Raw genomic sequence first — 21,150 nt, forward strand, 5'->3', positions numbered from 1 at the left:
GCGGTACGGCGGGGCCCAACTGGTGAGACGGAGCGCCTCCCAGGCGCCTCAGCTGCGCTTCGAGAAGGCCGCGGCCTCCGGGTTGCGCTTCTTCAGGATGAAGTACGAGACGCCCAGGATCGCGGCCCAGACCGGCGCCGCGTACAGGGAGACGCGGGCGTCCGGGTCGATGCCCATCAGGACGATGACGAGGAAGATGAAGCCGAGCGCGAGGGCGCTGACCCACCAGCCCCACGGCGCGCGGAACTCGGACTTCGGCAGCTCGCCGCGGTCGGACTTGATGCGGTAGCGGATCTGGCAGATCAGGATGATGATCCAGGCCCACATGCCGGAGATGGTGGCGAAGGAGACGACGTAGTTGAACGCCTCGCCCGGCCACTGGTAGTTGATCCAGACGCCGACCAGCATCATCGCGGCGGAGAACGTGGTGCCGATGACGGGCAGGCCGTTCTTGTTCAGCTTGGTGAAGAACTGCGGGCCCTGGCTGTTCTGCGCGAGGTCGCGGAGCATGCGGCCGGTGGAGTACATGCCCGAGTTGCAGGAGGACAGCGCGGCGGTCAGCACGACGAAGTTGACGATGGCGGCGCCGATGCCCAGGCCCATCTTGTCGAAGGCGTGCACGAAGGGGCTCTCGCCGGCCTTGAAGGAGGTCCACGGCACGACGGACAGGATCATGATGAGCGCGCCGACGTAGAAGACGGCGATGCGCCACGGCACGGTGTTGATCGCCTTCGGCAGGACCTTCTTGGCGTCCTTGGCCTCACCGGCGGTGACGCCGACGAGCTCGACCGCGAGGAAGGCGAACATCACCATCTGCAGGGTCATCAGCGTCGAGCCGATGCCGTTCTCACCGGCGAAGAAGCCGCCGAGGTCCCACAGGTTGGAGACGGAGGCGGTGTCACCGGCGTCGGAGAAGCCGATGGTGAGGATGCCGGCGCAGATCAGGATCATGCCGATGATGGCGGTGACCTTGACCGTGGAGAACCAGAACTCCAGCTCACCGAAGAGCTTCACGGAGATCAGGTTGGCGCCGTAGAGGATGACGGTGAAGACGAGTGCGGAGATCCACTGAGGGATGTCCCACCAGAAGGTCATGTAGGTGGCCGCGGCGGTGACCTCGGTCATTCCGGTGATGACCCAGAACAGCCAGTACGTCCAGCCGGTCGCGAAGCCCGCGAAGGGGCCGATGAACTCGCGCGCGTACTCCGAGAAGGAGCCGGACACGGGTCGGTACATGAGGAGCTCGCCGAGCGCCCGCATGATGCAGAAGATGACGATGCCCGCGACGGCGTACGCGAGGATCAGGCTGGGTCCCGCCTTGGCGATGCCCTTGCCCGCACCGAGAAAGAGACCGGTCCCGATGGCACCGCCGATGGCGATCATCTGGATCTGCCGGGCCCCGAGCCCTCGCTGGTAACCCTCGTCGGTCTCGGCCTGCGCGGCCTCATTGCCGTCGTGCTGCTCGTCGACCTGCGCTGAGGTCATGATGTGCGCCTTTCTCCATGCCGATCCGTGCCGTACTCGGCTCGGATCGACTGTGACGATCCTTTGGGGTCTGGGCCCCTGGATGGATGGAGCTTGTGCCTACCGGCGGTCGGCCGGTCGGGGCGCCCTCCGAGAGGACAGGGGTGGCGTCCCTCGGGTGGTCGTGAAGATTTATCACGCGGTTCACGCGGGTTGGCCGGGGCGCGTGTGGCGTACGCCACCCGGAAAAAGGACAAAGGGAATCACCGCGTCCGATTACGGTCGGGCGCGGTGACGGGATCGTTATACGGATTTGAGGGCCTGCTGAGCGAACAGGCCACCCCCGTGTCGGATCAGGGCATCAGGGTCTCGACGAGCGTCTCCTGAAGGCCGCCGAGCCACAGGTACGCCATCACCATCGGCTTGCGCGCGTCGTCGTCCGGGAGCCGGTAGAGGAGGTCGGTGTCCTCCTCGTCGGTGATGTCGAGGCGGGTGCCGATCGCGAGCCGCAGATCGTTGAGCGCGCGCATCCACTGGATGGACTCGCCCTGAGACAGCTTGAGGATCGCCCCGCCGTCGCCCGCCGGGCTGAGCGCATCGAGCGAGCGGACCACCGCGAGGGCGTCCTCGCGCTTGCCCGCCCGCAGGTCGTTCTCGGTGAAACGGCGGAACTCCGAGGAATGCGCGCGCAGTTCATCGGCGTCGCCCTCTTCACTGCCGGGGCCGCCGTACGCGTCCGGGAAGAGCCGGCGGAGCACCGCGTCGGACGGCGGCTCGCTGGGCCCCTCGGCGAAGAGCTCCGCGAGCGGGTCGTCGTCGACCTCGCCGCCCGGCCCCGGCCCGATCAGCTCCAACAGCTGCACCGCGAGCGAGCGGATGATGGAGATCTCTACGTCGTCGAGGGCGACGGCGGCGCCGCCACCCGGGATCGGTTCGAAATGTCCTGGCATCGGGATGCTGTTACTTCCGATCCTGTTGAAGCGTGGCCCACAGGCCGTATCCGTGCATCGCCTGCACGTCGCGTTCCATCTCCTCGCGGGTACCCGTGGAGACGACGGCCCGGCCCTTGTGGTGCACGTCCATCATGAGTTTGGTGGCCTTGTCCTTGGAGTACCCGAAGTACGTCTGGAAGACATACGTCACGTAACTCATGAGGTTCACCGGATCGTTGTGGACGAGAGTGATCCAGGGGACGTCCGGCTCGGGGACGACGGACGCCTCCTCCGTCGTCTCGGGCCTCTCGATCTCAAGGGGTGCTGGAGCCGTCACAGGGCCCATGCTGCCACCACCACCCGGCCCACGCACAAACGGACGCAGAAATCGTCACCCTGACGTTAATCGGGGGTAGCATCCTTCCTATGAACACAGCGGACCTGGGCCTGCCGGTGGACGTCCCGTCGACAGCGCTCTTCACCGACCACTACGAGCTGACGATGCTGCAGGCGGCCCTCCGCGCGGGCACCGCCGACCGGCACTCGGTCTTCGAGGTCTTCACGCGGCGCCTGCCCGAGGGCCGTCGCTACGGTGTCGTCGCGGGCACCGGGCGGGTCCTGGACGCCGTCGAGAACTTCCGCTTCGACGCGGCCGTGCTGGGATTCCTGCGCGAGCGCGGCGTCGTCGACGAACCGACGCTCGAATGGCTCGCGAACTACCGCTTCTCCGGCGACATCTGGGGCTACCCGGAGGGCGAGGTCTACTTCCCCGGCTCCCCCGTGCTGCGCGTCGAGGGCTCCTTCGCCGAGTGCGTGCTCCTGGAGACCGTCATCCTCTCGATCCTCAACCACGACTCGGCGATCGCCGCCGCGGCCTCCCGGATGTCCTCGGCCGCGGGACACCGGCCGCTGATCGAGATGGGCGCGCGCCGCACGCACGAGCTGGCCGCCGTCGCCGCCTCGCGCGCCGCGTACGTGGGCGGGTTCGCGACGACCTCGGACCTGGCGGCCGGATTCCGGTACGGGATTCCGACCGTGGGCACGAGCGCCCACGCCTTCACCCTGCTGCACGACTCCGAACGGGACGCCTTCCGCGCCCAGGTCGACTCCCTGGGCGGCGCGACGACGCTGCTCGTGGACACGTACGACGTGACGGAGGCGGTGCGTACGGCCGTCGAGATCGCGGGGCCCGAGCTGGGGGCCGTCCGGCTCGACTCCGGCGACCTCCTGCTCGTCGCGCACCGCGTGCGCAAGCAGCTCGACGAGCTGGGCGCCAAGAACACCAAGATCGTGGTCACCTCCGACCTCGACGAGTACGCCATCGCCTCCCTCGCCGCCTCCCCCGTCGACGCGTACGGCGTGGGTACGCAGCTGGTGACCGGGTCCGGGCACCCCACCTGCTCCATGGTCTACAAGCTGGTCGCGCGCGCCGACTCCGACGACCCGAAGACGCCGCTCGTGCCCGTGGCAAAGAAGTCGGCGGGCGGGAAGACCTCCATCGGCGGCCGCAAGTGGGCCGCGCGCCGGCTCGACGCGGACGGGGTCGCGGAGGCGGAGGTCGTGGGCAGCGGGCCCGTACCGGCGGACCTCGTCGACCGGCAGCTGCTCGTGGAGCTGGTCAAGGGCGGCGACGTGGTGGCCCGGGAGCCGTTGGACGCGGTGCGCGAGCGGCACATCGCGGTGCGGGACGGGCTGCCGCTGTCGGCGACGCAGCTGTCGCGGGGCGAGGCCGTGATTCCGACGGAGTACGTGTGAGGGCGCCTGGCGCCCTTCCGCCGGTCCGTCGCGCCACATGCCCTCTCCCGCAACGCACTTGAAGCTTCTACGCTCGTAGTCTCCAAGCAGAAGGACAGCCATCATGCGCCGCGCCCTGATCGTCGTAGACGTGCAGAACGACTTCTGCGAGGGCGGCAGCCTCGCGGTGGCGGGAGGTGCCGATGTCGCTGCCGCGATCACCGATCTCGTGGGGCAGACGGGTGGCGGGTGCTACCAGCACGTCGTCGCCACGCGTGACCTCCACGTCGATCCCGGTGAGCACTTCTCGGACGCGCCGGACTTCGTGCACAGCTGGCCGAGGCACTGTGTCGCGGGGACCGAGGGGGTCGGGTTCCATCCGAACTTCGCCCCGGCGGTGGCCTCCGGCGCGATCGACGCGGTGTTCGACAAGGGGGCGTACTCGGCCGCGTACAGCGGGTTCGAGGGGGCCGATGAGAACGGGGTGCCGCTGGCGGAGTGGCTTCGGGCGCGGGAGGTGTCCGAGGTGGATGTGGTCGGGATCGCGACGGATCACTGTGTGCGGGCCACTGCCGTGGACTCCGTCCGGGCCGGGTTTCGTACGAAGGTGTTGCTCGATCTGACGGCCGGGGTGGCGGCGACCTCTACGGAGGCGGCGCTCGATGAGCTGCGCGGGGTGGGCGTCGAGCTGACCGGTAAGCCGCTCGTGGCGTGACGTCGCGGGGCTCTGCCCCGGGCCCCGCTCCTCAAGCGCCGGAGGGGCTTGAATGTGGTCATCCGCCGCCGAAGCTCAGAAAGATCGGGGCTCTGCCCCGGACCCCGCTCCTCAAACGCCGGAGGGGCTGGGTTTCAGCAGCGCTCGTATCGGGTGCCAGAGCTCGCCCGATCTGGTGTCGGGGGCCGTGCGCCAGATCAGGCCGTCCGGGTGGTGGAGGACGGCCGTTATTTCGTCCGGGGTCGGGGGCTGGGTGTTGCCTCGGAGGTAGACCGCGCGCAGGCCCAGGTTGCGCAGGCGGGTCAGGGCTCGGGGGCGGTTCGCGGCGTGCACCAGGACCCGTACGGCGCCGTCGGCGGAGCCGGGCGCGGGCAGGGTCAGGGCGACGACGACCGTGCCTCCCGGCAGCTTGCAGAACCCTCCTGCGGACATGACTGTCACACCCCCGTGAGACGTAGTGTCAATAAGGAACTCACAGGACGCACCTAAGCACGACCGGCCGCGACCCCGCTAGAGGGTCGCGGCCGATACGTTTCTGACCTGCGGTTTTACGGTTCTACTTGGCTGAAGGGCCCACCTTGACCGTCATCGAGGAACCGTCGAGCGGCTGCTTCACGATGCTGATCTTGGTGTTGGTGTCAGTTGTGCGCACGCTCCCCGTGGGGTTCTCCGCGTACCAGTACGTGCCCTTGTGATCGTCGAAGACGGGCGTCCCCGACTGCGCCGGGATCTTCGTTTCGACGCCCAGCTTGTGGAGCGTCATGCCGGGGACCGGGTAGTGGCCGAAGGCGGCGTCGTACGGCGTGATCTTGTTGGTGATCAGCTTGCCGTCGGCCCACTTGAGCGGCTTCGCGTGCGCGTCGACCGGGAGGATCAGCCCCTTGCCGGGGTGCTGGCCGACGTTGTTGTTGCGCTGCGAGGTGTCCCACTGCCAGACGACGAGGCCGGGGCGGTACGAGTAGTGCTCGACCCAGTTCTGCTTCGAACCGCCGTCGCGCCAGCCGAAGTTGTACGGGCCGACCTTGAGGGTCTTGTCGTACGACACGTACTGGCGGTTCTCGGCGAGGTAGAACTGCGGGAAGTCGCCGGTGATCGAGGCGCCGATGCGGGAGAAGCCGCGGGTCGTCCAACCGGCCTGCTCCGTCTCGGCGTTGTCGGAGAAGAGCGTCGCGCCGTCCGCCTTGACCGTGAAGTTGTCGAAGGCGAAGCCCATTTGGGCCACTCCCCCGTCGGTCTTGTAGCGGAAGCGGACGTCGATCTTCTGGCCCGCGTAGGCGTCGAGCGGGTAAGTGAGGTGCTGGAACGCGCCGTTGGTGCCGGTGAGGGCCGGCTTGTCGCCGCCGTCGCGCGGGATCGGCTGGCCGTCGGCGGTGCCGTCGATGGTCTTCCAGCTGGCGCCGGCGTCCGTGGACACCTGCGTGTAGAGGTAGTCGTAGTCCTTCTCGATGTCGTACCAGCCGTCGAGTTCGAGGGCGGCCGACTTCTTGCCGGTCAGGTCGACCGTGCGGCTGAGGGTGTTGTCGAGGTCGTCGCCGTAGTCGGACCACCACTGCTTGGTGCCCTCGGCGGGCTTGACGATGTCCGTCGTCACCGTCTTCTTGGGCAGTTCGACGACGAGGGCCTGCTTGAGCTTCGTGTTGTACTCCGAAACCCCCAGCTTGTGCGTGGAGTTGGTGGCGGCCTTCGCCTTGTCGTAGTTCAGCCAGCCGAGTTGGAGCTTGTCCCACGCGGTCATGTCGCCCGGCATGTCGCCGATGGCTTCCTTGCCGGTGCCGAGCCAGGAGCCCGCCGACATCAGCGACCAGAAGCCGACCGAGTTCTCGCCGGTGTACGTCGTGTCGTACAGGTCGGGCAGGCCGAGGTCGTGGCCGTACTCGTGGGCGAAGACGCCGAGGCCGCCGTTCTCCGGCTGCATCGTGTAGTCGCCGACCCAGATGCCGGTGTCGCCGATCGGGGTGCCGCCCGCCTTGAAGCCGGCCGGGCCCGTGTCACCGTCGTCGCGGGAGAAGGCGTAACCGCGGTGCGCCCAGAGGGAGTCGCCGCCCTGCGCGCCGCCGCCCGCCGAGCCGTCCTCGCCCGCGTGCACGATCTGGAAGTGGTCGATGTAGCCGTCCGGCTCGTTGAAGTCGCCGTCGTTGTCGTGGTCCGTGCGGTCCCACTGGTCGTACTGGGCCATGTCAGCCTTGATGTCGGCGTCCGACTTCCCGGCCGCCTTCTGCTGCGCGACCCAGGCGTTGACGCCGTCGCGGACCAGGTCCTCGACGTTCGGGCAGTTGTCGGCGCCGCAGTAGTTGGAGCCGTAACGGGCCTCGTTCCACTCGACCTTGACCCAGTCGGAGACCTCGCCCTCGACCGAGTAGCGGCCGGAGGAGGTCTTCTCGTAGTAGGTCTTGAGCGAGTCGACGCCCTTGCCGGAGGCGTCCTTGCCGGACCCGAAGTAGAGGTCCTTGTAGTGCTGGGAGTTGTAGTCCTTCTTCCAGGCCGTGCTGTTGTCCTTGGTGCGGTCCGGCTCGGCTATCTGGTTGTGCAACGGGCCGGGCGTGCCGCCGTACTTGGGCTTCAGCTCGGGGGTGTCGTCGTCCGCGCGGTCGACGAGCGTGGTGTTGTCGACCTTGTCGCCGAACTCGGTCAGGATCGTGAAGATCTTGTCCGTGCGCTCGCGGCCCAGCTCGACGTACTTGCCCTTCGACAGCTCCACGACCTTGGAGCCGTGCTTCTCCTGGACCTTCGATGTGCCCTGGAGGACCTCCTGCAGGGCCGTCTGCCGCTGCTTCTCCTGCTGCTTGCTGAACGGGCCGTCGAAGACGTGGCCCTTGCCGCCGTACGTCTTTCCGTCGGCGGTCGCGCTCGTCGCGGCCGGGGTGTCGGCCTGGGCGGTGGTCGCCGCGAGCGAGCCCGTGGCCGCGGTGGCGGCGAGGGTCGCGAGCACGGCGACCGATCTCAACGCCCGTCTCTTGGTGGTCACTTGAGTGATCCCCTCCTCCGTGGCATGAACACCACGCGTCACAAGTGACGCTATTTGAGCGGAAGTAGAGGAGAAATAACAGACCTTGACTGAGACATCCGCTCTGCACTATGCAGGGCGATCTGTTCGGAATACGGACGCGTGAGCTTGCTCTCAATACCATCAACGGGCGCGCCACACAGTCCACTTGATGGACCTGGTGACTCCGTGCGCCCCCCATGCTCCGGTGGCATGGCTTAGGGCACGCTTACCGAGTGCTTTACTCGGGCACAGGTCCGATTAGTCTCCCAATGTCACGAGGACGGATGTCACCATGCCTCGCCCGACTGTCGCACAGCTCGCCTACGGTTCGGCCACCGTCGTCTGCTCCACGATTGCCATGGTTCTGCTGTCCCAGACGAGTTCGGGCCCCGGCATCCCGGTCATCGCCGTCTCGGCGCTCATCCTGGGGCTCTTCGTGGCGATGTCGGTGCCGACGCGCAAGCGGGGGCCGAAGGCCGAATCGGCTGTTGTCGCCTCCGCCGATGCCGCTACCGCTGCCGCTACCGCTGGCGCTGCCTCCGGGGAGCGGGTGCCGGAGCAGCGTTTGAGCGCCACCGTCTCCTCTCCCCCGTCCCCCGCCTCCGCTGAGGCCGCGCGCGACGCCGTACGCGAACCGGCGGGCCCGTGAGGTACGGACCCGCCGGTACTGCTTCGGTGCAGGTGCTCGGTCAGGCGGTGCTGACCACCACGGTCTTCACCGCCTTGTCGTGCAGGCCCTGCTTGTAGGGCTTGTCGAAGAAGCTCCAGCCGCCGGTGATCGCGGTCCAGATGCAGGCGCAGCAGAACACCGCGGGCACCCACAGGACGATCGCGCGCAGCAGGCTGGTCTGCGTGCTGGGCGTCGCGCCGTCGCTCAGGTTGGCGACCCGTAGCTTCAGCCACTTCTTGCCGAGCGTCTGCCCGGTCTTGGCCGTCATGATCGTGTCGTAGCCGACGTAGAAGATGGCTCCGATGAGCGACTGGCCCATGCGCTTGCCGTAGTCCATGTCGTCGGGGTCGACGTTGACCTGGAGCAGGCCGAAGATCCAGGAGATCAGGCCGACGACGATCGCGACGAGGATCATGTCGATGATGCGGGCGAGGACGCGTTTGCCGCTGTCGGCGAGTGGGGGCATGCCGGCGAGGGGGTCGGGGGTGCCGTAGCCGCCGCCGTAGGGGTCGCCGCCGTACGGGGGCGGGGGCGGGGGCGGGGGTGGCGGTGGGGGTGCGGAATCGTAGGGGGAGCCGCCGCCCTGGTTGGTGGGCGGCGGCTTGCGGAACGGGTCGTCGTCCGGCGGTTGGCCGGACCCGGAGGGCGGCGGTTCGGTGCTCATGGCCCGAGTGGAACGTGTTCGTGGGCGGGGTGCACGTGGCGGGCCGCCGTATGGATGACCTGGCGGACCGTCACCCGTTCCGTTCCGGCCGCCCTCCTCCCACGCCACGGGGCGCCGCCCCGGACCCCGCGCCTCAAACGCCGGCGGGGCTTGAATGTGGCCATCCGCCGCCGAGACTCAAAAGACCGGGGCTCCGCCCCGGACCCCGCTGCTCAATCGGCGGTGGGCTCGGTTTATCGAGCCTCGCCGGCGATTGAGGCGCGGGGGCCGGGGCGGAGCCCCGCGGCCGCAACGGACGACGGGTCAGGTCAGCCCGCGACGAAGGTGCCGGCGGCCTTGTCGTGGAGGCATTGGCGCCAGGGGCGGTCGATGGCGCCCCAGAGGACGCCGAGGAGGCCGACCGCCAGGACGCCCGGCACGCTGTAGACGAGCCAGCGCTTGAGGGCCGAGGGGAACGACGGCGCCTCGTGCTCCTCGATGTCACGGACCGTCAGGCCCAGCAGCTTCTTGCCGAGCGTGTAGCCCCACTTCGACGTCGGCAGCGCCTCGTACAGCGTGCCGAAGATCAGCAGCACCGCGAGCACGATGCCCAGGTACGTCCCCGTCGTGCCGTCGATCAGCCAGACCGTCATCTCGTGGCCCGAGGCCTTCGCCGCGTCGATCTTCTCGTTGATGTGGTCGACGGCCTTGGTCCCGAACGGGACCGCGACGGTCGCGGTGACCGCTCCGACGACGACCGAGTCGATGAGCCGCGCCGCGAACCGCTTGCCGAGACCGGCGGGCCGCGCCGCCGCCGCGGCCTGCGCCGCCGCGAGGAACGGGTCGGTGGCCACCGGCTTGAAGGGCGTCACCGGCGCGTTCGGGGCGGCGGCCGGTGCCGCTTGGGGTGCCTGCTGGGCCCAGGAGGGGGAGCCGCCGCCCGGGCCCTGGGTCATGGGGCTTTGGAGGTGTGCCTGGGATGGCTGGGATGCCTGGGGTGGCTGGGGGGCCTGGGGCGGTTGGGGGTGTTGCGGCTGTTGTGGGGGGACGGCCGGCTGGGGGTTGAGGCCCGCGTGGGACTGGGCCTCGGAGTGGGGCGGGGGCGTGGGCCGGCCGCTCTGGGCGTCCTGCTTGGGCAGCGTACGGAACGCCATCGTGCCGTCGTTGGCCTCCGGCTTCGGGCGCATGGCGCGCATCCTGACCGTGCCGTCGGTGCGCTCCTCGGGCTCCGGCTCGGCGGTCTCGGCGCCCGGCGGCGCACCCCAGGACACCCGGGCGCTCTGCTCGGCGCCGAATCCCGCCTGCCGCGCGGCGTTGGCCTGCCACGCGGATGCCGGTTCGGGCGCGCCGGTTCCGGTTCCGGTTTCGGGTGCGCCCATCTCCGTATGTACGGAGGGTTCCTCGTCGAGGAAGACGGGGCCTGTCTCCTCCGCGGGAGGCGGCTCGGACGTCGCGGTGGGGGCGGGGGCGGCGCCCGCTCCCGACGGGGTCGGCAGGGACTCTCCGTCGGTGGGGGCGGGGCGACTGGTGCCGGGAACCCACGCAGCCCCGTTCCAGTACCGGACATATCCGGGAATGGACGGATCGGGGTAGTAGCCTTCGCGGGGCCTGTCGTCGCCGGGGGCCGGGGTTGGGGCACTCATGTCCGTCGTCCCGTATCTGCTCGGGGGTCTTGTTGTGGGGTCCACATCTATCAGACCCCGGCGCTCACACGCGCCGCTCCGTCATTACGGACCACTTTCCGGGGAACCTGACACCTGCCCCGAAACGCGGAGAAGAATCTTCCGCGAACTCGCGTAATGCTCCCGGCAGATCGTCCTCTCACCTTCCAACGGGCCCGCTCCGGGCTCGTACGAAGGAGAGGAAGTGCCCGACATGAACGCCCGCGACATGCACACCGTGGTGGAACGCGAACTGGAACTGAAGCTCGTGCTCTCGCCGGAGCGGAGCATCCCCGTCCCGGCCCGGCTCACCTACCGCATCGCCGATCCGTACGCCGTCCACATCGCGTTCCACATCGGCTCGCACCACCCGGTCCACTGGACGTTCGCCCGCGAGCTGCTCGTGGAGGGCGTGTTCCGGCCGTGCGGGCACGGGGACGTGCGGGTGTGGCCGACGAAGGTGGACGGGCGCAGCGTGGTCCTTGTGGCGCTGAGTTCGCCGGACGGGGACGCGCTGCTCGAAGCGCCGGCCGCGCAGGTCTCGGCGTGGCTGGAGCGGACGCTGCGGGTGGTGCCGCCCGGCGCGGAGGCCGATCAGCTCGGCATCGACGACGCCCTGGCCGAACTGCTCGCCCCGACGCCTGCCGCCGACGACCTCTATCTGTGCGACCCGTGGCCCGGGGACGAGTCGTCCTCCGAGGAGCTGTGAGGCGCCTGCCACGGGGGTGGTGTCACTCGGCGGGGGTGCCGGGGGTCAGGGTGCCGGTGAGCGTCGTGCCGGCCAGGCCCGGGTCCGCGACCGCGGTGCCGACCGCGAGGCCGATCGAGGAGAGCGCGAGGGCGCCGACCAGTACGGCGGCGGTCGTCCGGCGGCGGCGGGCGGACTTGTGGGAGGCGCGGTCGGTGTCGCTGTGGCTCATGGATTCAGGATCCCGCCCAAGTGCGCCCCGTCACATGAGGCTTTCGTCCTTTATACGAACCGTACGTGACGGGGTGCGGGGTCTGCGGGGTCTGCGGGGTCCTGAACGTCAGAACAGTTTGCCGGGGTTGAGGAGGCCGAGCGGGTCGAAGGCCGCCTTCACCGCCTGCTGCATCTCGACGCCGACCGGGCCGAGTTCGCGGGCGAGCCACTCCTTCTTGAGTACGCCGACGCCGTGCTCGCCGGTGATGGTGCCGCCGAGTTCGAGGCCGAGCGCCATGATCTCGTCGAAGGACTCGCGGGCGCGGCGGCCCTCGTCGGCGTCCTGGGCGTCGAAGCAGACGGTGGGGTGGGTGTTGCCGTCGCCCGCGTGCGCGCACACGCCGATGGTGAGGTCGTACTTCTCGGCGATCCGCTCGACGCCTTCGAGGAGTTCGCCGAGCTTGGTGCGGGGCACGCACACGTCGTCGATCATCGTGGTGCCCTTGACCGCTTCGAGCGCGGTGAGCGACAACCGCCGTGCCTGGAGCAGCATTTCGGACTCCGCGGCGTCCTCGGCCGGTACGACCTGGGTGGCGCCGGCCGCTTCGCACAGCGCGCCGACGGCGGTGAGGTCGGCGGCCGGGTCGTGGGTGTCGAAGGCGGCGAGCAGCAGCCCCTCCGTGGTCTCCGGCAGGCCCATGTTCGCCATGTCGTTGACGGCCTTGACCGTCGTACGGTCCATGAGTTCCAGGAGCGACGGGACGTGTCCGGCCTCCATGATGCGGCAGACCGCGTCGCAGGCCGTGGCCGCCGATCCGAACTCGGCCGCGAGCACGAGCTGTTGGGGCGGCTGCGGCTTCAGTGCGAGCGTCGCCTTCACGACGATGCCGAGGCTGCCCTCGGAGCCGACGAAGAGCCGCGTGAGGTCGTAGCCTGCGACGCCCTTCGCGGTGCGCTTGCCGGTGTGCATGAGGCGGCCGTCGGCGAGGACGACGTCGAGCCCGAGCACGTACTCCGCCGTCACGCCGTACTTCACGCAGCACAGGCCTCCGGAGGCCGTGCCGATGTTGCCGCCGATGGTGCACATCTCCCAGCTGGAGGGGTCCGGCGGGTAGTAGAGGCCGTGTTCGTTGACCGCGCGGGAGAGCGTGGCGTTGATGACGCCCGGTTCGACGACGGCGATCCGCTCGACCGGGTTGATCTCCAGGATGCGGTCCATCTTGGTGAGCGAGAGCACGATGCAGCCGTCGGAGGCGTTGGCCCCGCCCGACAGGCCCGTGCGGGCGCCCTGCGGGACGACCGGGACGCGCAGCGCGGTGGCCGTGCGCATCACGTGCTGGACCTCTTCGACGGTGCGCGGGAGGACGACGACGGCGGGGGCGCCGGCGTCGCAGAAGCTCGCCATGTCGTGGGCGTAGGAGGCGGTGACGTCGGCGTCCGTCAGGACCGCTTCCGTGGGCAGGCCCGTGCGGAGCGCTTCGATGAGTGTGCGGCTCATGATCACACCTTCGCACTCCGTGCGACCTGTGTGAACCCCCTGCTGGGGCCCTCGATTTGAGCCCCTGCGCCTCAAGCCCCTGCGGCGATTGAGCAGGCGGCGCCGGTGTTGCGGTCGCGGGGCTCTGCCCCGGACCCCGCGCCTCAATCGCCGGCGGGGCTTGATTCAGCCGAACCGTCGGTCAGACGAGGGCCGTGCCGATCAGGCCGTTGCGGGTCACCAGGGACGCCAGGTCCGGCTCGCTGAGCTCACCCGTTCCGGCGGGACGCCTCGGTAGGACCATGTAGCGGGTTTCCGCGCTGGAGTCCCAGACCGTGATCCGTACGTCGTCCGGGAGGGACACGCCGAACTCGGCGAGTACCGCGCGGGGTTCACGTACGACGCGCGAGCGGTACGCCTCGCTCTTGTACCAGCCGGGCGACGGGCCGAGGAGGCGGAGCGGGTAGCAGGAGCACAGGGTGCACACGATCATGTTGTGCTCGGATTCCGTGTTCTCGGCGACCCGCAGGCGCTGCGGCTGAACTCCCCCGGAGGAGAAGCCGAGTTCGGCCACGGCGGCCGAACCGTCCGCGAGCAGCCGCTGCTTGAACGCCGGGTCGGTCCAGGCGCGGGCCACGACCTTCGCGCCGTTGACCGGCGATGCGCCCGCGAGGAAGCCGTCGATGACCTCGTCGACGGCCTCGCCGCCGACGATTCCCTTGTCCTCCAACAGGCTTTCCAGGAGCCGTACTTGGCGGGAGATCACCGCGTCGACGTGGTCACCGGACATCGGCGTCGGCCTCCTCGGAAGGCAAGGGCTCCAGGTAGCTCTCGGACAGGTCGAGGACGACGTCGTGCTCGCCCTCGCCCTCACCCTCGCCCCACAGCTCGCGCGCCGCGAAGCGCACCGCGTAGATCATCTCGACGGGCGCGTCCTGCCGCCCCTGCGCGCGCACGTCGGCGAGCGGTGCCCGCCCCTCCGGCTCGACGACGACGCCGAGTTTGCCGCGGGCGTAGCGCGGCAGGCGGGTGTGGTGCGGTGGGTCGTGGCGGTAGGTGCGGACCCGGTCCCCGGGTGCGTACGCGAGACGCTCAGGCATGATCGAGCACCCCCGCCCCGATCAGGCCCTTGCGTTCGAGGAGCGTACGGATCGCGTGGAACCAGCGTTCGTAGTACGAGGCCGCCAGGTACTCCTGGGGCGGCATCGTCTCGATCGCGTCCCGGAACTCGTCGAGGTTGAAGACCTTCTGGACGAGCAGCACGCGCTGGAGCGCGAAGACCCGCGCCTCCCAGTCCGCGTGGAAGGGTTCGGCGTCGTCGGTGGTGTCGATGGCGCCGAACCCGGTCGTTCCGCCTACGTCGTTCATCCTGGCCATGCGGCCAGCTTAGGAGCGGGCGTCAGAGATTTCCGCGCTTCTCCTGCTCGCGCTCGATCGCCTCGAACAGGGCCTTGAAGTTGCCCTTGCCGAAGCCCATGGAGCCGTGCCGCTCGATCATCTCGAAGAAGACGGTCGGCTTGTCCTGGACCGGCTTGGTGAAGATCTGCAGCAGGTAGCCGTCCTCGTCGCGGTCGACGAGGATCTTCAGCTCGCGCAGTGTCTCGACGGGTACGCGGGTCTCGCCCGCCCATTCGCCGAGGGTGTCGTAGTACGAGTCGGGGGTGTCGAGGAACTGGACTCCCGCCGCGCGCATGGCGCGTACGGACGCGACGATGTCGTTCGTGGCGAGCGCGATGTGCTGGACGCCGGCGCCGCCGTAGAACTCCAGGTACTCGTCGATCTGGGACTTCTTCTTGGCGATGGCCGGTTCGTTGATGGGGAACTTGACCTTGAGGGTGCCGTCGGCGACGACCTTCGACATCAGCGCGCTGTACTCGGTCGCGATGTCGTCGCCCACGAACTCCTTCATGTTCGTGAAGCCCATGACCTTGTTGTAGAAGGTCACCCACTCGTTCATTTTGCCGAGTTCGACGTTGCCTACGCAGTGGTCGATGGCCTGGAAGGTGCGCTTGGCCGGGGGTTCGACGATGGGCGCGGCGGCCGTGAATCCGGGCAGGTAGGGGCCGTCGTAGCCGGTGCGCTCGACGAGTGTGTGGCGGGTCTTGCCGTACGTGGCGATGGCGGCGCGGACGACGGTGCCGTGCTCGTCCTTCGTCTCGTACGGCTCCTCGATGCCGCGGGCGCCGTGCTCGACGGCGTAGGCGTACGCGGCGCGGGCGTCCGGGACCTCGATGGCGAGGTCGACGACGCCGTCGCCGTGCGCCGCGACGTGGTCGGCGAGGAAGTGGCCCCAGTCGGTCGACGCCTTGATGACGGACGTGAGGACGAAGCGGGCCGAGCCGTTGGTGAGGACGTAGGACGCCGTTTCGCGGCTGCCGTTCTCCGGTCCGGAGTAGGCGACGAGCTTCATGCCGAAGGCGGTGGAGTAGTAGTGCGCGGCCTGCTTGGCGTTGCCCACGGCGAAGACGACCGCGTCCATTCCCTTGACCGGGAAGGGGTCTGCCTGCCGTGCGGTGTCGGGAGTGCGGTGTGTGGTCTGCGTCATACGGTGAGGTTCTCGCCGGTCCGCAAGGTGCGCAATAGTTTGCGTTTTTGCTGGGCAATGTGACCAGTGGCCTGCCCATTTCCGCGGGCTTCTTGTACAGGATGACTACCCCGGAGGGCCCATGGCGATCGACGATCTGGACGGGCGGCTCATCGTGCTCCTCGCGCGCGAGCCGCGGATCGGTGTCCTTGAGATGTCCCGGCGGCTCGGTGTCGCGCGGGGCACCGCGCAGGCCAGGCTCGACCGGCTTACCTCGAACGGAGTCATCCGCGGCTTCGGCCCCCAGGTGGACCCGGCCGCCCTCGGCTATCCCGTCACCGCGTTCGCGACGTTGCAGATCAGGCAGGGGCAAGGGCCCGACGTCAGGACCCATTTGGGAGGCGTGCCGGAGGTCCTGGAACTGCACACGACGACCGGCAGCGGGGACATGCTGTGCCGGCTCGTGGCGCGCTCGAACGCGGATCTTCAACGTGTGATCGACCGGGTTGTCGGTTTTGATGGCATCGTCCGGGCTTCCACGGCGATCGTCATGGAAAATCCTGTTCCGCTGCGGATCATCCCGCTCGTGGAGCAGGCGTCAGGAGATTCCTGACGGCTATCCGAGCACCGCCCGGGAGTGAGGCGCGATGAACTTCTGGGACTATCTGGCCGCCCGGCACCAGCAACTGCTCGCCGACGCCTATCAGCACGCGAGCGCCGTCTTCCAGTGCATGGTCCTCGCGACCCTGATCGGCATCGTCATCGGCATCTTCGCGTACCGCAGCGAATGGGCCGGGAACCTGGCGACGACCGCCACCTCGACCATTCTCACCATTCCTTCGCTCGCCATGATCGGTCTGCTGATCCCGATCGTGGGCCTCGGCGTCGCGCCGACCGTCATCGCGCTGACCCTGTACGGGCTCCTTCCGATCGTGCGGAACGCGATCGTGGGCCTGCGCGGCGTCGACCCCGCGCTGATCGACGCGGCGACGGGCATCGGGATGTCGCGCACGGCCCGCCTGTTCAAGGTGGAGCTGCCGCTCGCCTGGCCGCCGATCCTCACCGGGATCCGGGTCTCCACGCAGATGCTGATGGGCATCGCCGCCATCGCCGCGTTCGCCTCCGGGCCCGGCCTCGGCAACGAGATCTTCCGCGGCATCGCCTCCCTGGGCAGCGCCAACGCGCTCAACCAGGTGCTCGCCGGGACGCTCGGCATCATCATCCTCGCCCTGCTCTTCGACGCCGCGTACGTCCTCATCGGACGGCTGACCATCCCGAGGGGGATCCGTGCCTGACACCACGACGACCGCGACGACCGAGCCGTCGGAGCCGAGCGGGTCCCCGCAGACGTCCGGGGCCGGCATCGAGCTGGAGAACCTCACCAAGCGCTATCCGGGCAATCCGCAGCCCTCCGTGGAGAACGTCAACATGGAGATCAAGGCGGGCGAGCTGATCATTTTCGTCGGCCCGTCCGGCTGCGGTAAGTCCACGACGCTGAAGATGATCAACCGGCTGATCGAGCCGACCGGCGGGCGGATCCGGATCGGCGGCGAGGACGTCACCGACATGGACCCGGTGAAGCTGCGCCGCAAGGTCGGGTACGCGATCCAGTCCTCCGGGCTCTTCCCGCACATGACGGTCGCCCAGAACATCGCGCTCGTGCCGAAGATGATCGGCTGGTCCAAGTCGAAGATCAAGGCGCGGGTGGAGGAGATGCTCGACCTCGTCGGGCTCGACCCCGCCGAGTACCACAACCGCTATCCGCGCCAGCTCTCCGGCGGCCAGCAGCAACGCGTCGGCGTGGCAAGGGCGTTGGCGGCCGACCCGCCCGTGCTCCTGATGGACGAGCCGTTCGGCGCCGTCGACCCGATCACCCGCGACCACCTCCAGGACGAGCTGATCCGGCTCCAGCACGAGCTGCACAAGACGATCGTCTTCGTCACCCACGACTTCGACGAGGCGATCAAGCTGGGCGACCGGATCGCGGTGCTGCGCGAGAAGTCGCACATCGCGCAGTTCGACACCCCGGAAGCCATCCTCACCAACCCCGCGGACGACTTCGTGTCCGGGTTCGTGGGGGCCGGCGCGGCGCTGAAGCGCCTCAACCTGACGCGCGTACGCGATGTGGAGGTCACCGAGTATCCGACGGTGCAGGTCGACGACCCGCTGCAGGACATCTTCAACAAGCTGCGGGCGGCCGGTACGAACGAGCTGCTGCTGCTCGACAAGCGGCGCCGCCCCTACAAGTGGCTGCGGCGCGGCGACCTGATGCGCGCCAAGGGCTCGCTCGCCCGCGCGGGCACCCTCGTCCACGACACCGTCACCTGGGACGCCACCCTGCGCGACGCCCTCGAAGCGGTCCTCACCGACAACGCGGGGCGGGTCGCGGTGACCGGGCGGCGCGGTGAGTACGAGGGCGTCGTCGACATGGAGACGCTGATGAACTCCGTACACGAACTCCTGGAGGCCGACCGGCTCGAAGCGGTCGAGCACCAGCACGAGCTGGAGGAGCAGCGCGCCGAGCAGACGCACCAGGAGCAGGAGGGTTCCCAGGCCCCCGACGGGGAGGCGAAGGCGTGAGCACACCGTCCCGCAAATCGCCCCCGAAGGGCGCGCGCCCCGAGGGCGAGCACGAGGTCAAGGGCCTCGCGTTCCGCGACGAGGGCCAGAGCGAGCCGGAGGCCCCGCCGCCCCCGGTGGCCCGGAAGGACCCGCCCCGCATCACCTGGAAGAAGCTGACGTTCCTTCCGGTGTTCCTGATCCTGGTGCTGGTGATCACCTGGCTGTGGTTCCGCAATGCCGACCTCGACACGATCTCCGAGAACGCCATCTCGGGCGGCAAGGTGTGGAAGGCGCTGCGCCAGCACATCAGCCTGACGGTGATCTCCACGTTCTTCGTGCTGATCATCGCGATTCCGCTGGGGATCCTGCTGACCCGCAAGATGTTCCGGAAGGCGACGCCGTTCGCCCTGGCCATCGCCAACATGGGGCAGGCGACCCCGGCGATCGGTCTGCTGGCGCTGCTGGTGATCTGGCTGGGCATCGGTGAGAAGTCGGCGCTGATCGGCATCATCATCTACGCGATCCTGCCGGTGCTCTCCAACACCATCGCGGGCCTGAAGGCCAACGATCCGACGCTGCTGGAGGCGGCGAAGGGCATCGGGATGTCGCCGATGGGGGTGCTGCGCAAGGTCGAACTCCCCCTCGCCGTCCCGCTGATCCTCGCCGGTGTGCGCACGGCGCTCGTCCTCAACGTCGGTACGGCGACGCTCGCCACGTTCGGCGGTGGCGGCGGCCTCGGCGTCCTCATCACCACTGGCATCACCAACCAGCGGATGCCGGTCCTGATGCTCGGCTCGATCCTCACGATCGCGCTCGCCCTGCTCGTCGACTGGCTGGCCTCGCTGGCCGAACTCCTGTTGCGGCCGCGCGGGTTGGAGGTGCGCTCATGAAGTACCGCAAGTACCGCGTACGTATGGCGGTCTCGGCGGCCTGCGGGATCGCGCTCCTGGCCGGCTGTGGCCTCACCAGTGGCAGCCCGCTGGTCGACGACGTGCAGCCCGGTTCCATCGGCAAGGACAAACCCCTTGAGGGCGCGGACATCACCGTCACGTCCAAGGAGTTCACCGAGCAGCTGGTGCTCGGCGCGATCATGGGCATCGCCTTCAAGGCGGCCGGCGCGGACGTCCTCGACCGGACCGGCATCCAGGGCTCCATCGGCGCCCGCGAGGCCGTCAAGTCCGGGGACGCCGACGCCATGTACGAGTACACGGGCACGGCCTGGATCACCTACCTCGGCAACTCGGACCCGATCACCAATCCGCAGAAGCAGTACGAGGCGGTGCGCGAGGCCGACAAGAAGAACGGCATCACGTGGCTGCCGCAGGCCGAGCTGAACAACACCTACGCGCTCGCCATGAACGACGCCAACTTCAAGAAGTACGGCACCAAGACGCTCTCCGACGTCGCCGCGCTCGCCAAGAAGAACCCGAAGGCGGTCACGCTGTGCGTGGAGAGCGAGTTCGCCAACCGGGCCGACGGGCTGCCCGGCATGCAGAAGGCGTACGGGATGAACCTGCCGCCCGCGAACATCACGCAGATGGACAGCGGCATCATCTACACCCAGGCGTCCAAGGGCAGTTGCACGTACGGCGAGGTCTACACGACCGACGGCCGGATCAAGGCGATGCACCTGAACGTCATGGAGGACGACAAGCACTTCTTCCCGAACTACAACGCGGCGCCCGAGATCAACAGCAAGGCGCTGAAGAAGTACCCGGAGATGGCGGACATCCTTGAGCCGATCACGAAGAAGCTCAACAACACCGTCGCCCAGGACCTCAACGCCAAGGTGGACGTCGACGGGCAGGACCCGCACGACGTGGCGAAGGACTGGCTGGTGAAGGAGGGGTTCGTCAAGGAGTGACCCGGGTGGGCCGAGTGCCCCTGGCGGGGCTCAGCACTGTGGGACGGTGCCTGAGCCCTTTTCCAGGTTCGTCAGCGCCGTCATCGTGCCCTTGAGCGTGCTCACCGAGATCAGCTTCATCGACTTCGGCGCGGAGGCCTTCGCGTCCTGGCACTCCGCCTTCGGTACGAGGAAGACGGTGGCGCCGTCGCGGTCGGCGGCCTGCACCTTCAGCGAGACGCCGCCGACCGGGCCGACCTTGCCCTTGTCGTCGATGGTGCCGGTGCCCGCGATCGACCTGCCGCCCGTGATGTCGCCGCCGCTGCCGTCGCCGTCCAGCTTGTCGATGATGCCGAGGGAGAAGAGCAGTCCCGCGCTGGGTCCGCCGACGTCGCCGAGCTGGAGGTCGACCTTGATGTCCTTCGAGGACTTGCCGAGGTAGTTCAGCGCGGCCTCGGTGGCGGCGTCCTGCGAGCCCTTCATCTCCTGGGCGTTGTGCTGCTCGATGTCCTTCGTCGAGCCGCCCGTCGGGTACACCGAGTCGCGCGGCATGACGGCGCGATTCTCCGCGAACCAGCCGTCGAACACGTCGCTGAGGTGCACGGAGGCGTCCGGGCCCGTCGCCACGATGGTCACCGCGCGGAGTTTGCCCTCCGTGGGGCGGGTGGGGGCGCCGGTGATGTCGATGACGGGTTTGCCGCCGTCCTCGCCCAGGACGTTCGTCGTGGGGCCGGGCTGGGCCACCGAGAACGGGAGCGGGGCGAGAGCCGCTACCGCCAGGAGGGCGAGGACGGGGGTGGCGCAGATGGCCAGGGCGGTGGGGCGGGGGAGGCGATTGAGCACGAGGTGACTCTAACGTGGTGGGCTGTGTCAGCGGCGATGGTGTTGCGGTCGCGGGGCGCTGCCCCGGACCCCGCTGCTCAATCGCCGCAGGGGCTCAAAAGATCGGGGCGCTGCCCCGGACCCCGCTGCTCAATCGCCGCAGGGGCTCAAAAAGATCGGGGCGCTGCCCCGGACCTCGCGCCTCAATCGCCGGCG

At 68.9% G+C, this 21,150-nt stretch carries 23 protein-coding genes; 9 read left to right on the top strand and 14 right to left on the bottom strand.

Annotated elements, in window-relative coordinates:
- Positions 1-48: 48 nt before the first annotated feature.
- The 3 genes from RBJ65_RS17315 to clpS all read right to left on the bottom strand — a co-directional run bounded on the left by RBJ65_RS17315 (position 49) and on the right by clpS (position 2,742).
- Positions 49-1,485, bottom strand: a complete 1,437-nt coding sequence (locus RBJ65_RS17315; protein ID WP_306322348.1) for an amino acid permease — start codon at positions 1,483-1,485, stop codon at positions 49-51.
- A gap of 332 nt (positions 1,486-1,817) precedes the next feature.
- Positions 1,818-2,414, bottom strand: coding sequence for a DUF2017 domain-containing protein (locus RBJ65_RS17320; protein ID WP_306322349.1), 597 nt, complete (start codon positions 2,412-2,414; stop codon positions 1,818-1,820).
- Positions 2,415-2,424: 10 nt separating this feature from the next.
- Positions 2,425-2,742 carry an ATP-dependent Clp protease adapter ClpS gene (clpS, locus tag RBJ65_RS17325; protein WP_306322350.1) on the bottom strand — a complete coding sequence of 106 codons (318 nt, stop codon included), beginning with the start codon at positions 2,740-2,742 and terminating at the stop codon, positions 2,425-2,427.
- An 80-nt stretch (positions 2,743-2,822) separates the two neighbouring features.
- Between clpS and RBJ65_RS17330 the strand changes: the two genes are divergently transcribed.
- Together RBJ65_RS17330 and RBJ65_RS17335 are read left to right on the top strand one after the other, a co-directional pair.
- Positions 2,823-4,151, top strand: a complete 1,329-nt coding sequence (locus RBJ65_RS17330) for a nicotinate phosphoribosyltransferase (RefSeq protein ID WP_306322351.1) — start codon at positions 2,823-2,825, stop codon at positions 4,149-4,151.
- A 103-nt stretch (positions 4,152-4,254) separates the two neighbouring features.
- Complete coding sequence (locus RBJ65_RS17335; protein ID WP_306322352.1) at positions 4,255-4,845, top strand: isochorismatase family protein; 591 nt, start codon at positions 4,255-4,257, stop codon at positions 4,843-4,845.
- Between the two features lie 111 nt (positions 4,846-4,956).
- Here the strand turns inward: RBJ65_RS17335 and RBJ65_RS17340 are convergent, their stop codons facing one another.
- Positions 4,957-5,277 (bottom strand): hypothetical protein, encoded by a 321-nt coding sequence (locus tag RBJ65_RS17340; protein WP_306322353.1) that lies wholly within the window; start codon positions 5,275-5,277, stop codon positions 4,957-4,959.
- A 124-nt stretch (positions 5,278-5,401) separates the two neighbouring features.
- Entirely contained in the window at positions 5,402-7,810 is a 2,409-nt protein-coding gene (locus tag RBJ65_RS17345; protein ID WP_306322354.1) for an immune inhibitor A domain-containing protein, read from the bottom strand.
- A gap of 313 nt (positions 7,811-8,123) precedes the next feature.
- On the opposite strand from RBJ65_RS17345, the gene RBJ65_RS17350 reads away from it, so the two are divergent.
- Complete coding sequence (locus RBJ65_RS17350; RefSeq protein ID WP_306322355.1) at positions 8,124-8,480, top strand: hypothetical protein; 357 nt, start codon at positions 8,124-8,126, stop codon at positions 8,478-8,480.
- A gap of 40 nt (positions 8,481-8,520) precedes the next feature.
- On the opposite strand, the gene RBJ65_RS17355 is transcribed toward RBJ65_RS17350, so the two are convergent.
- Both RBJ65_RS17355 and RBJ65_RS17360 read right to left on the bottom strand, forming a co-directional pair.
- The gene (locus RBJ65_RS17355) at positions 8,521-9,165 is read right to left on the bottom strand and encodes an RDD family protein (protein ID WP_306322356.1); all 645 of its coding nucleotides are present in this window, start codon (positions 9,163-9,165) and stop codon (positions 8,521-8,523) included.
- Between the two features lie 308 nt (positions 9,166-9,473).
- Positions 9,474-10,787, bottom strand: a complete 1,314-nt coding sequence (locus RBJ65_RS17360; protein WP_306322357.1) for an RDD family protein — start codon at positions 10,785-10,787, stop codon at positions 9,474-9,476.
- Positions 10,788-11,034: 247 nt separating this feature from the next.
- Here RBJ65_RS17360 and RBJ65_RS17365 point away from each other — a divergent pair, with 247 nt between their 5' ends.
- Positions 11,035-11,514, top strand: coding sequence for an SsgA family sporulation/cell division regulator (locus tag RBJ65_RS17365; protein WP_306322410.1), 480 nt, complete (start codon positions 11,035-11,037; stop codon positions 11,512-11,514).
- A gap of 22 nt (positions 11,515-11,536) precedes the next feature.
- Here RBJ65_RS17365 and RBJ65_RS17370 read toward each other — a convergent pair whose 3' ends face one another.
- The 6 genes from RBJ65_RS17370 to hppD form a co-directional block, all read right to left on the bottom strand.
- Positions 11,537-11,725 carry a hypothetical protein gene (locus RBJ65_RS17370; protein WP_306322358.1) on the bottom strand — a complete coding sequence of 63 codons (189 nt, stop codon included), beginning with the start codon at positions 11,723-11,725 and terminating at the stop codon, positions 11,537-11,539.
- A 108-nt stretch (positions 11,726-11,833) separates the two neighbouring features.
- Positions 11,834-13,204, bottom strand: a complete 1,371-nt coding sequence (locus tag RBJ65_RS17375; RefSeq protein WP_306322359.1) for an FAD-binding oxidoreductase — start codon at positions 13,202-13,204, stop codon at positions 11,834-11,836.
- A gap of 181 nt (positions 13,205-13,385) precedes the next feature.
- Positions 13,386-13,973, bottom strand: coding sequence for a nitrile hydratase subunit alpha (nthA, locus tag RBJ65_RS17380; RefSeq protein WP_306322360.1), 588 nt, complete (start codon positions 13,971-13,973; stop codon positions 13,386-13,388).
- On the bottom strand, positions 13,963-14,283 hold the full coding sequence (locus tag RBJ65_RS17385) for an SH3-like domain-containing protein (RefSeq protein ID WP_306322361.1): 321 nt from the start codon (positions 14,281-14,283) through the stop codon (positions 13,963-13,965). Before RBJ65_RS17385 ends, nthA begins: the two co-directional genes overlap by 11 nt.
- The gene (locus RBJ65_RS17390) at positions 14,276-14,560 is read right to left on the bottom strand and encodes an SH3-like domain-containing protein (RefSeq protein WP_306322362.1); all 285 of its coding nucleotides are present in this window, start codon (positions 14,558-14,560) and stop codon (positions 14,276-14,278) included. Before RBJ65_RS17390 ends, RBJ65_RS17385 begins: the two co-directional genes overlap by 8 nt.
- A 22-nt stretch (positions 14,561-14,582) precedes the next feature.
- A complete protein-coding gene (hppD, locus tag RBJ65_RS17395) occupies positions 14,583-15,728 on the bottom strand; it encodes a 4-hydroxyphenylpyruvate dioxygenase (RefSeq protein ID WP_306322363.1) in 1,146 nt (381 codons plus the stop codon).
- 121 nt (positions 15,729-15,849) lie between these two features.
- Here hppD and RBJ65_RS17400 point away from each other — a divergent pair, with 121 nt between their 5' ends.
- From RBJ65_RS17400 to RBJ65_RS17420, 5 genes are read left to right on the top strand one after another with little or no spacing between them, the layout of a single operon-like run.
- Positions 15,850-16,320, top strand: a complete 471-nt coding sequence (locus RBJ65_RS17400; protein ID WP_306322364.1) for an Lrp/AsnC family transcriptional regulator — start codon at positions 15,850-15,852, stop codon at positions 16,318-16,320.
- A gap of 34 nt (positions 16,321-16,354) precedes the next feature.
- On the top strand, positions 16,355-17,002 hold the full coding sequence (locus RBJ65_RS17405) for an ABC transporter permease (protein ID WP_306322365.1): 648 nt from the start codon (positions 16,355-16,357) through the stop codon (positions 17,000-17,002).
- Positions 16,995-18,287: a betaine/proline/choline family ABC transporter ATP-binding protein gene (locus tag RBJ65_RS17410; protein ID WP_306322366.1), complete on the top strand. Its 1,293-nt coding sequence runs from the start codon at positions 16,995-16,997 to the stop codon at positions 18,285-18,287. Before RBJ65_RS17405 ends, RBJ65_RS17410 begins: the two co-directional genes overlap by 8 nt.
- Positions 18,284-19,159 (top strand): ABC transporter permease, encoded by an 876-nt coding sequence (locus tag RBJ65_RS17415; protein ID WP_306322367.1) that lies wholly within the window; start codon positions 18,284-18,286, stop codon positions 19,157-19,159. The genes RBJ65_RS17410 and RBJ65_RS17415 overlap by 4 nt, the downstream gene beginning before the upstream one ends.
- Positions 19,156-20,133, top strand: coding sequence for a glycine betaine ABC transporter substrate-binding protein (locus RBJ65_RS17420; protein WP_306322368.1), 978 nt, complete (start codon positions 19,156-19,158; stop codon positions 20,131-20,133). Before RBJ65_RS17415 ends, RBJ65_RS17420 begins: the two co-directional genes overlap by 4 nt.
- 30 nt (positions 20,134-20,163) lie before the next feature.
- On the opposite strand, the gene RBJ65_RS17425 is transcribed toward RBJ65_RS17420, so the two are convergent.
- Positions 20,164-20,955, bottom strand: a complete 792-nt coding sequence (locus tag RBJ65_RS17425) for a S16 family serine protease (protein ID WP_306322369.1) — start codon at positions 20,953-20,955, stop codon at positions 20,164-20,166.
- Positions 20,956-21,150 lie beyond the last annotated feature (195 nt).

The organism is Streptomyces sp. KL109B (assembly GCF_030766935.1).
Classification (GTDB): domain Bacteria; phylum Actinomycetota; class Actinomycetes; order Streptomycetales; family Streptomycetaceae; genus Streptomyces.

Coding starts and splice junctions, on each gene's coding strand:
- RBJ65_RS17315 (WP_306322348.1), bottom strand. CDS start 1,485: ATGACCTCAGCGCAGGTCGACGAGCAGCACGACGGCAATGAGGCCGCG.
- RBJ65_RS17320 (WP_306322349.1), bottom strand. CDS start 2,414: ATGCCAGGACATTTCGAACCGATCCCGGGTGGCGGCGCCGCCGTCGCC.
- clpS (WP_306322350.1), bottom strand. CDS start 2,742: ATGGGCCCTGTGACGGCTCCAGCACCCCTTGAGATCGAGAGGCCCGAG.
- RBJ65_RS17330 (WP_306322351.1), top strand. CDS start 2,823: ATGAACACAGCGGACCTGGGCCTGCCGGTGGACGTCCCGTCGACAGCG.
- RBJ65_RS17335 (WP_306322352.1), top strand. CDS start 4,255: ATGCGCCGCGCCCTGATCGTCGTAGACGTGCAGAACGACTTCTGCGAG.
- RBJ65_RS17340 (WP_306322353.1), bottom strand. CDS start 5,277: ATGTCCGCAGGAGGGTTCTGCAAGCTGCCGGGAGGCACGGTCGTCGTC.
- RBJ65_RS17350 (WP_306322355.1), top strand. CDS start 8,124: ATGCCTCGCCCGACTGTCGCACAGCTCGCCTACGGTTCGGCCACCGTC.
- RBJ65_RS17355 (WP_306322356.1), bottom strand. CDS start 9,165: ATGAGCACCGAACCGCCGCCCTCCGGGTCCGGCCAACCGCCGGACGAC.
- RBJ65_RS17360 (WP_306322357.1), bottom strand. CDS start 10,787: ATGAGTGCCCCAACCCCGGCCCCCGGCGACGACAGGCCCCGCGAAGGC.
- RBJ65_RS17365 (WP_306322410.1), top strand. CDS start 11,035: ATGCACACCGTGGTGGAACGCGAACTGGAACTGAAGCTCGTGCTCTCG.
- RBJ65_RS17370 (WP_306322358.1), bottom strand. CDS start 11,725: ATGAGCCACAGCGACACCGACCGCGCCTCCCACAAGTCCGCCCGCCGC.
- RBJ65_RS17375 (WP_306322359.1), bottom strand. CDS start 13,204: ATGAGCCGCACACTCATCGAAGCGCTCCGCACGGGCCTGCCCACGGAA.
- nthA (WP_306322360.1), bottom strand. CDS start 13,973: ATGTCCGGTGACCACGTCGACGCGGTGATCTCCCGCCAAGTACGGCTC.
- RBJ65_RS17385 (WP_306322361.1), bottom strand. CDS start 14,283: ATGCCTGAGCGTCTCGCGTACGCACCCGGGGACCGGGTCCGCACCTAC.
- RBJ65_RS17390 (WP_306322362.1), bottom strand. CDS start 14,560: ATGGCCAGGATGAACGACGTAGGCGGAACGACCGGGTTCGGCGCCATC.
- hppD (WP_306322363.1), bottom strand. CDS start 15,728: ATGACGCAGACCACACACCGCACTCCCGACACCGCACGGCAGGCAGAC.
- RBJ65_RS17400 (WP_306322364.1), top strand. CDS start 15,850: ATGGCGATCGACGATCTGGACGGGCGGCTCATCGTGCTCCTCGCGCGC.
- RBJ65_RS17405 (WP_306322365.1), top strand. CDS start 16,355: ATGAACTTCTGGGACTATCTGGCCGCCCGGCACCAGCAACTGCTCGCC.
- RBJ65_RS17420 (WP_306322368.1), top strand. CDS start 19,156: ATGAAGTACCGCAAGTACCGCGTACGTATGGCGGTCTCGGCGGCCTGC.